The sequence below is a fragment of the Acinetobacter sp. YH12227 genome, assembly GCF_013417785.1.
Classification (GTDB): Bacteria; Pseudomonadota; Gammaproteobacteria; order Pseudomonadales; family Moraxellaceae; genus Acinetobacter; species Acinetobacter gandensis.
Genome location: NZ_VPDH01000008.1, coordinates 55102 through 62737 on the forward strand (window position 1 = coordinate 55102; position 7636 = coordinate 62737).

9 protein-coding genes and 1 pseudogene are annotated in these 7636 nt (G+C 36.3%); all 10 read right to left on the reverse strand.

What is annotated here, in order from left to right; translation table 11 throughout:
- Positions 1 to 104: 104 nt before the first annotated feature.
- Positions 105 to 443 (reverse strand): YegP family protein, encoded by a 339-nt coding sequence (locus FTV09_RS03085; RefSeq protein ID WP_067764823.1) that lies wholly within the window; start codon positions 441 to 443, stop codon positions 105 to 107.
- A 279-nt stretch (positions 444 to 722) separates the two neighbouring features.
- The gene (locus tag FTV09_RS03090; RefSeq protein WP_067764826.1) at positions 723 to 1085 is read right to left on the reverse strand and encodes a 5-carboxymethyl-2-hydroxymuconate Delta-isomerase; all 363 of its coding nucleotides are present in this window, start codon (positions 1083 to 1085) and stop codon (positions 723 to 725) included.
- Positions 1086 to 1262: 177 nt separating this feature from the next.
- Positions 1263 to 1604 (reverse strand): zinc ribbon domain-containing protein YjdM, encoded by a 342-nt coding sequence (locus FTV09_RS03095; protein ID WP_067764829.1) that lies wholly within the window; start codon positions 1602 to 1604, stop codon positions 1263 to 1265.
- 178 nt (positions 1605 to 1782) lie between these two features.
- Positions 1783 to 2148, reverse strand: a complete 366-nt coding sequence (locus FTV09_RS03100) for a DUF488 domain-containing protein (RefSeq protein ID WP_067765038.1) — start codon at positions 2146 to 2148, stop codon at positions 1783 to 1785.
- A 39-nt stretch (positions 2149 to 2187) separates the two neighbouring features.
- Complete coding sequence (locus tag FTV09_RS03105) at positions 2188 to 2634, reverse strand: SRPBCC family protein (protein ID WP_180056688.1); 447 nt, start codon at positions 2632 to 2634, stop codon at positions 2188 to 2190.
- A 312-nt stretch (positions 2635 to 2946) separates the two neighbouring features.
- Positions 2947 to 3327, reverse strand: coding sequence for a ribonuclease E inhibitor RraB (locus FTV09_RS03110; RefSeq protein WP_067764835.1), 381 nt, complete (start codon positions 3325 to 3327; stop codon positions 2947 to 2949).
- Positions 3328 to 3475: 148 nt separating this feature from the next.
- The gene (locus FTV09_RS03115; protein ID WP_180056690.1) at positions 3476 to 4402 is read right to left on the reverse strand and encodes a hypothetical protein; all 927 of its coding nucleotides are present in this window, start codon (positions 4400 to 4402) and stop codon (positions 3476 to 3478) included.
- 490 nt (positions 4403 to 4892) lie between these two features.
- A complete protein-coding gene (locus FTV09_RS03120; protein ID WP_180056692.1) occupies positions 4893 to 5558 on the reverse strand; it encodes a pseudouridine synthase in 666 nt (221 codons plus the stop codon).
- A 96-nt stretch (positions 5559 to 5654) separates the two neighbouring features.
- A complete protein-coding gene (locus FTV09_RS18015) occupies positions 5655 to 6113 on the reverse strand; it encodes a GIY-YIG nuclease family protein (RefSeq protein WP_180056694.1) in 459 nt (152 codons plus the stop codon).
- Between the two features lie 1360 nt (positions 6114 to 7473).
- Positions 7474 to 7636: pseudogene (locus tag FTV09_RS03130) on the reverse strand (RNA-guided endonuclease TnpB family protein); the annotation flags it as partial.

The following is a 7636-nucleotide window of genomic DNA, read 5'->3' on the forward strand; positions in this document are numbered from 1 at the left end:
CACAGACATCTCATATCCATCTATTACAGACAGAACTATTACACAAAGAACGACTCAGATATTCAGTGAAAACTCTCTAATCAAAATACCAAATCTAATGCTCTCTATGCGACCGTTTGATCCTTAATGGTCGTGGTAGAACCATTGGTTTTTACCGACTCAATGCCTTTATCACGAGATTGCTCACTCGCATAAAACTGACTGCTACCAATAATCTGATGGTTCGCGGCTTTCAAATTAAAATATGGCTTACCATTTTTTGCGGTCAAACGCTCAAAACGGCTATCATCCGCGCTATTTTTTTGAACTGATTCAATTCCATTTACAGCAGAAGCTTTTGCCTTATACAACTCACTGTTTAAAATCACTTCGCCATTACCTGCTTTCAGTACAAAACGATATTGCTGATCACTTGATTGACTAATTTCATACCAACCTGACATGATTTTCCCCTATTCTTAAATCAATTTTAGTTTTATTCCATCAGGATTTATTGTTTAAAAGTTAGCCTGATTCTTCGAATATAAATGAACTTGATCACACTTTTCAATGGCTTTTTTTATCAGTGGATTAACATAAAGTTGAAACGATAAAGAAGTGATTTTTAATGCAAAAAACTCATTCATTTGACCTGTAAAAAACCGGCCAATGCCGGTTTTTTACATGATTCAGTCATCAACATTTGCTAGGACAAAACATTCAACTGAGCTTAATTGACTCAATTAAGCCTGAATAATGGTTTTACTATAAGTCTCTTTATTCATCTCTAAAATCTCGACACATAATTGCACATCACACTGCGTTACAGGCACATGTTGCTGTAAAACGTGCAGCAATTGATTCGAAATCTGTTGTTGTACTTCAATTGAGCGCCCTGTCAATAATGATACTTTGGCATGAATATAAGCTTGATTGGCATTTTCATCTAAACCCACAATGAATTCTGGCTGAACCATTGCACGACTTTTAATATCCTTAGCATCGCTTACATGACCCGATTCAAATAAAGACAAATTTAAAGCTTTAAGTAATGGACGTGCTTCGACTGCAAGATTGTCTGAATATTCCACATGAATGTGCGGCATAAGAAAAGTTCTTTGAAACAGAGATTGGCTCTATTATGAGGGCAGAACGATGCAAGAAATATGCTTCCAACAAAAAAGATATATCTATTGTTTTAGTTTTATCCAAGCCTTGTTTAAAACAAGGCTTGGATCTATCGGTTTACACAGATCACTTGATGATCGATTACAAATTACGTTTTAGACTTTTTTTACATACTCTGACTTAAGCTTCATCGCACCAATCCCATCAATTTTACAATCGATATCATGTCCATCACTCGCATCAGTCAGCAAACGAATATTTTTGACTTTGGTGCCCACTTTAACAACAGAAGATGAACCTTTAATCTTCAAATCTTTTACAACAGTCACAGTGTCACCATCAGCCAAAAGATTACCATTAGCATCTTTAATAAGCACTTGCTCTTCTACAGTAGATTCACCCTCTTTCCACTCGTGTGCGCACTCTGGGCAAATCAATAAATCGCCATCGTTATATGTGTATTCTGAATTACATTGGGGACAATTAGGTAAAGACATAAAAAACCTCAAAAAACATGAGCAACAATTGTGCTCAAAACATCAATATAACATTTTTATATTTGTCAGAATATTAAAAACCTTATTTAAGATAGGGTTTTATTATCGTGGCGATGCAGCTAGATCATTTGTATAAGCATTTCGGAACTATCTTCAGTGAATAGAACTCTATCGGAAGTCATTCATCTAGTTCATCAAGTATTAGCTCACGCAAGAATGTCGCATGATTGTGCTGCATATTTTTTGCAGCTGTTAATAAGGTCAGCGATTGCTTCTTGAGTAATTCCCGTAGTGTAATAATCGCTTGAGATTGCGTCTCGAGCTCAACTCGATAACGCGTTCTAAATTCATCCCAACGACTTTCCATGGCATCATCTTGATGAAACCAACGGCGTAACGCTGTCGATGGGGTCAGCTCTTTAGGCCATAAATCAATTTGAGCACTTTCTTTACTCATACCACGCGGCCATAAACGATCGACCAATATGCGCTTACCATCGGCAGGACTTGCAGGCTCATAAATCCGTTTAATTTGTATCGGCACCATGAACTCCTCTATCCACTTTACCTTTCCAACTTCAAATTATTCATCTGGAATTGCAGGATTAACTAAAAAAGACAACAGTTGCAAAGACTCCTGCCATCCTAAATAGCATGCATCTGGTGGAATGACATTCGGTACACCTACTTGAGTGATCAGTAACTCTGTACCAACTGAAACTTCCTCTAAACGTACTGTTACTTCAATTTCACCAGCCAATTCAGGTGTGTCAAAACGGTCGGTATAACGTAGCAGCTTATTGGGAACCACTTCATGATAAACACCATGAAATGAGTGACGCGTACCTGTGGTAAAGTTTTGAAATGACATACGATAAGAACCACCCGTACGTACATCAGAATGCTCTATATGTGCCGTAAAACCATGTGGTGCCATCCATTTTACCAGCGCATCTGGCTCAACTAATGCACGATATACGCGTTCTGGCGGTGCGCTAAACACACGATGTAAGCGTATAGTGTTGCTCATATTGTTCTCCATTCTTATTCTTCTATGTTCTACGATATCTCATTATATATTTTGCGACATACTGTCACTACACGGTTTTAAAAGGCTTCATCCAGAAGTTCATCGATTAACTGAATAAAAGTACAAATGCCGTTACAGCTCATTCATATTACAAAGCATCCAGTGCTTAATATGTTCTAAGAAATTTACGCTATAGAATTTAGATACTTATTAATCAAAACCCAGTGGCGAACACTGGGCTTGATGCTTTTATCTATATTCTATTCAATAATCTTTTTGCGAAAACGCTTTGATCACTGCGCCCGTTATGGCTTAGTTAATGGATTCTTCTTCAAAGTCATCATCTTCATAAATATACGCCATACAGCCCCAACCGTCATATTCACCAGAGTTTTGTTCAGCAATCTTCATAAACCACTGTTCAAGATCGACGATATCTTCATAGTCAGGCTCCATGTACACATAAATGGTAATAATCCATTCTACGCGATCAGATTCTTCATCTTGGAACAAAGAAATTTTTTGCTCTTCTTTGAGTAAGAACAGCGCACACTGTTCTGCTAAGGCTTGACTTGAAAATGCAATCGAATATTCAATCTCATGCGGTACGCTTAAATCATCCCCATCTTGCTGCATTTGCCACAGCACATTACCGTTATCATCATCAGGAAATTGTTTAAAATCACGCGACATGATGCTGTTCCTTATTTTGGATAAATTTTATTCTACGGCTATAGATTAACGGATAATTGTTGCAATTTGCAGCACTGAAACATATTTTCAGCATAAAAAAAGGCTTTCATAGAGAAAGCCTTATTATTAGATCATTGAATTATACAGCCTACCTTACCGCTGCATTGGCTTGTTTAAGCTGCATCACAATTGCAGCCAGTTTTAACTCTTCCAAACGTAAATTTAAATATGACTCCAACACCTGCGCCTGACTAAAGTTTGCACCGTGTGCATTCAGTAAGGTGTAATCGTCTTTTAAGGCTTGTAGTGATTCACCCAAGTTATCTACGGTTAACTGAGCCAAATATAAATCTGCACGACTATTTAACACCAAAGTGAACAAGTGGATGGCTGCAAGGCGACGGTCTTCATCGACATAATTGCATGTTGCCGTTTGCTGTTGTTCAGCTGCATCCAACATTTTACAGCGTACCGCCAATAAACTTTGTACCGCATCAGACTCATCAAAACCGGCAATGAGTTCATCAAGGACCTGTTGAACAGGTAAAAAGAACTTGCCTTTATAGCCTTGTACTTTATGTTCAAGCGCATTAATGACATTTTGTAGTTGCTGTTGCTCAACAACTTGGTGATACAAACTTTTTAATTCTTCACGGGCTTTTTCCTGTGTCCGTGTTTTTGCCTTTTCTTGATATTGCGCTAAGAAATGTCGAACTTCATCGATATGTGATTTGATGTCTTGCAGCATTATGTCTGCATTAATTTTAGTGACTTCCACCAAGCCATCTGCCTGTAAAGCACGATGTTCAACATACTGTTCAACCTCAGCAATATGCTGATATTTACTGACTTTATCGACTTGAACCTTAAGTCCACTGTTTTGAATACGCAGTTGGCTAATTTCAAATTTCAAATCATCTTGCTGTGCTTCTGTTTCAGCAAGTTTTAAACGCGCACGGTCTAGGTTCTCTTGCAAAGACGCAAGATTTTTATCATTGCTCGCCTTACGGCTAAATACTAACAATAATAGTATAAGCAATATAATAACAAGGATGATCAAAGCAATGTTTAACATTCTCTAATCCTCAAAATCAGCAAAAAAAGTAATATTGAATTTTTTAAACTAAAAATTACAATAAAATAAAAATAAATCACAATTCATACTAACAGAAATAATATGCATTCGTATATTTTTACGATTAAAAACATTCCAACTCTTCAATTATTAAGCTATTGTATTTGTTTGTATTTATAACCTTGTTAAGTTGAAAGAATTCAATTGAAATGTTTCATAACACTCTAATTAAGTGATGATTAATATTTTTTATTATTTACTAATAGTTACATAGAATGTTTTCAAATTACCGCAATAATTCACATTTTATATAAATGCTTTTTGCATATTTATATATCCCTAGAATTGGGGATATTTAAAAAATTATCCCAAACTTAAAACTCAAATTTTGACAGTTAAGTCATATAAGATATGACAAAGAAAAAGACAAAATAATGCTCTCAGTCGGTACCTTGAATTGCCTACTGATGCATTTTCGAGTGATTTTTCATCAAAAATCAGGTGCGCAATGAATATGAATTGGTAGCTTTGATAGTGGCTGAGTAAAACTCAAATCGCTGGCATGCAAAGCCATTCGCCCTAGCTGACTCAATTTAGCATTTGGATGATAAAGCTGATCGCCTGTAATTGGATGTCCAATATGCATCATATGCACACGAAGTTGATGAGAACGCCCTGTCACTGGTGTCAATAACACGCGACTAATATCATTCACTTCATCATAATCTACAGCTTGATAGAGTGTTTTCGATGGCTTACCCAATTCAAAATGCACCATTTGGCGCGGACGATTTTCCCAGTCGGTAATGAGAGGAACTTCTACACTACCCGTCCCCTCTAATTGCCCTTGTACCAAAGCTACATATTGCTTTTGTACGGTACGCGCTTGAAACATTTTGCTGACCGCAACTTCCGCATCACGATGTTTTGCAAACATTAAAATACCCGATGTTGCCATATCTAGACGATGGGTAATTTTCGCTGCCGGATAGCGTTCAAGCACACGTAAATAAGCACTGTCATGATGTTCTGGTAAACGCCCTGGCACAGAAAGCAATTCCGCAGGTTTTTCAATAATCACCAAATCCTCATCTTCGTACAAAATTCGAAGTGGGCTTTGAGGTGGTGCATAAACAAAGTGCGGATCTAATGGCATGAACAATACAGCAAAATGGGAGAATGGCGGCAAAATAACAATTGAGCCAAACCCTGTCAATCTTTGCTATTACATGTTTCTACACTCATATGCGTGCTATTTATTGTTGGCACCTGATTTACCAAATGCCGGCTGTAATTGATCAGCAAGATCGTCTTCAATCAATTGCAGCACTTCAGCGGGAAGTGTATCGGCATATTGATGAATCGTTATTTCATATTGGCCTTGAAACCATTGATTTAAATGTAATGCGTAGGTACTTTTATGCCCGAAGCCCAAATGCTGTGCCAATCTATTCCGAATACTGTGGCGTGAAGACCCTACATATAGAAACTGACTTGGGCGATTTAATTTTGCGCAGGCATGCGTTTTAAGTAATCGAAAATTTTGAAATTGCTGAAAAGTTGTATTGATGTCTCCTTCAATCTGTTGGATAACATAAATAAAGCGTCCATGACTGGGCAATTGTTCCAACGTTGTAAATTCAAAGGTACGGTCAGGTACAAGCTTTTTTGCTTGTATACAATGTTCAATCAATCGGTCAAGATAACGCATAATGAAGGATTAAAAAGCGAAAAGAAAATCATCATAGTGTGTTTGTAGTTTAATAAAACCAATGTTTTTATTATTTTTTATTATCTCAAAGGAATTTTTTAGGGTGTAAGAGAAAACAGTGTTGTTTACTTCAACTATCATCACTTTGTAAGTTATGATCTTATAGCCTATAAACTTTTGATTTATAGCGTCCTAAGCTGAATCGAGACCTTTTGGGTGAGTACTGTACGCGTGTTTTGCACCGCTGACAGCATGCTACTCTTTTCAATCTCTGTAACACCCTTGAGATATATAGTAGTGACTTGATAGAGGGATTGTTTCCCCGAAATCTGGCTAATTTCACTATTTTTGAAAATATTTTTCATAATTTTTATAAATTTATAAAATTTGTATCACAACTATCATTTTCATGCCATTTTTGATGCAAAAATTCAGTTTTATCGCGACTTTTTTATTATGCGCTATTGAATTTTAAATCATGATTTTTGGAAGTTAAAAGTCCGTAATAAGCCACTTTAGATAACCGTAGACGGTTTAAAAGTTCTTATCATTTTTTAAATTTGAAGAAATCAAATGCTGAGTACATCTAAGCATCGTTACTCATACATATCTAAGCTTAGCTTTACATCAATAAATTGAGGGCATTTTTAGCTTAAGCCACTGATAGCTAAAAGACATATTCAAGATTGATATAAAAATAATAAGGTATTTTGGATAGGCGGCGAATTAAAGAAGAAAAATTAAAAATTAAGCAAAAATCACAGAAAGATTTTTTGTAAAAGATGAAATGCAGAATAATTATTGTTGTATTTTTAGGGTGGTGTAAGAGAAAACAGTATGTTTACTTCAACTATCATCACTTTGTAAGTTATGATCTTATAGCCTATAAACTTTTGATTTATAGCGTCCTAAGCTGAATCGAGACCTTTTGGGTGAGTACTGTACGCGTGTTTTGCACCACTGACAGCATGCTACTCTTTTCAATCTCTTTCACACCCTTGAGAGATACTTTAACTAAGATGCATCGGGATTAATTTCCTAAGATTTTAGAATTTTTTTAAAATTCAGAAATATTTTTCGCAGCATTCCGCTCTTGTAGTATTTTTTCCCTTTAGCCTGATTTTTTAATCTTTTTATTGCACTAAAAACACATTTATAAGGAATATTTTCTTCAATACGCCTTATATTCATCTCGATTTTCCATCTTTAAAAATTGAACTATTGTTTCTTTTTACTCATTTCTGACAGCAGGTCTAATTGTATTTCCTGAATTTTAGCCAAGCGATCCCATTGGTGCATTATTGACATACTCCCACCACTTTCGACTAGCTCAAGTGGAGGATTCTAAAAGCAAAAGCTCTTAGGCGACTTCCTCACGGATTTCACTTGCTTTCTGCTTCACAAGGCGACCTTTACCGCATCCACCCTCCACAGACAAAACGGTGTGTCCCACCGCCAAAATATTGCGAGAAGCATTTATATCCGCATTCTCGCTAAAACCACACTCAATACAGTTAAAGTTT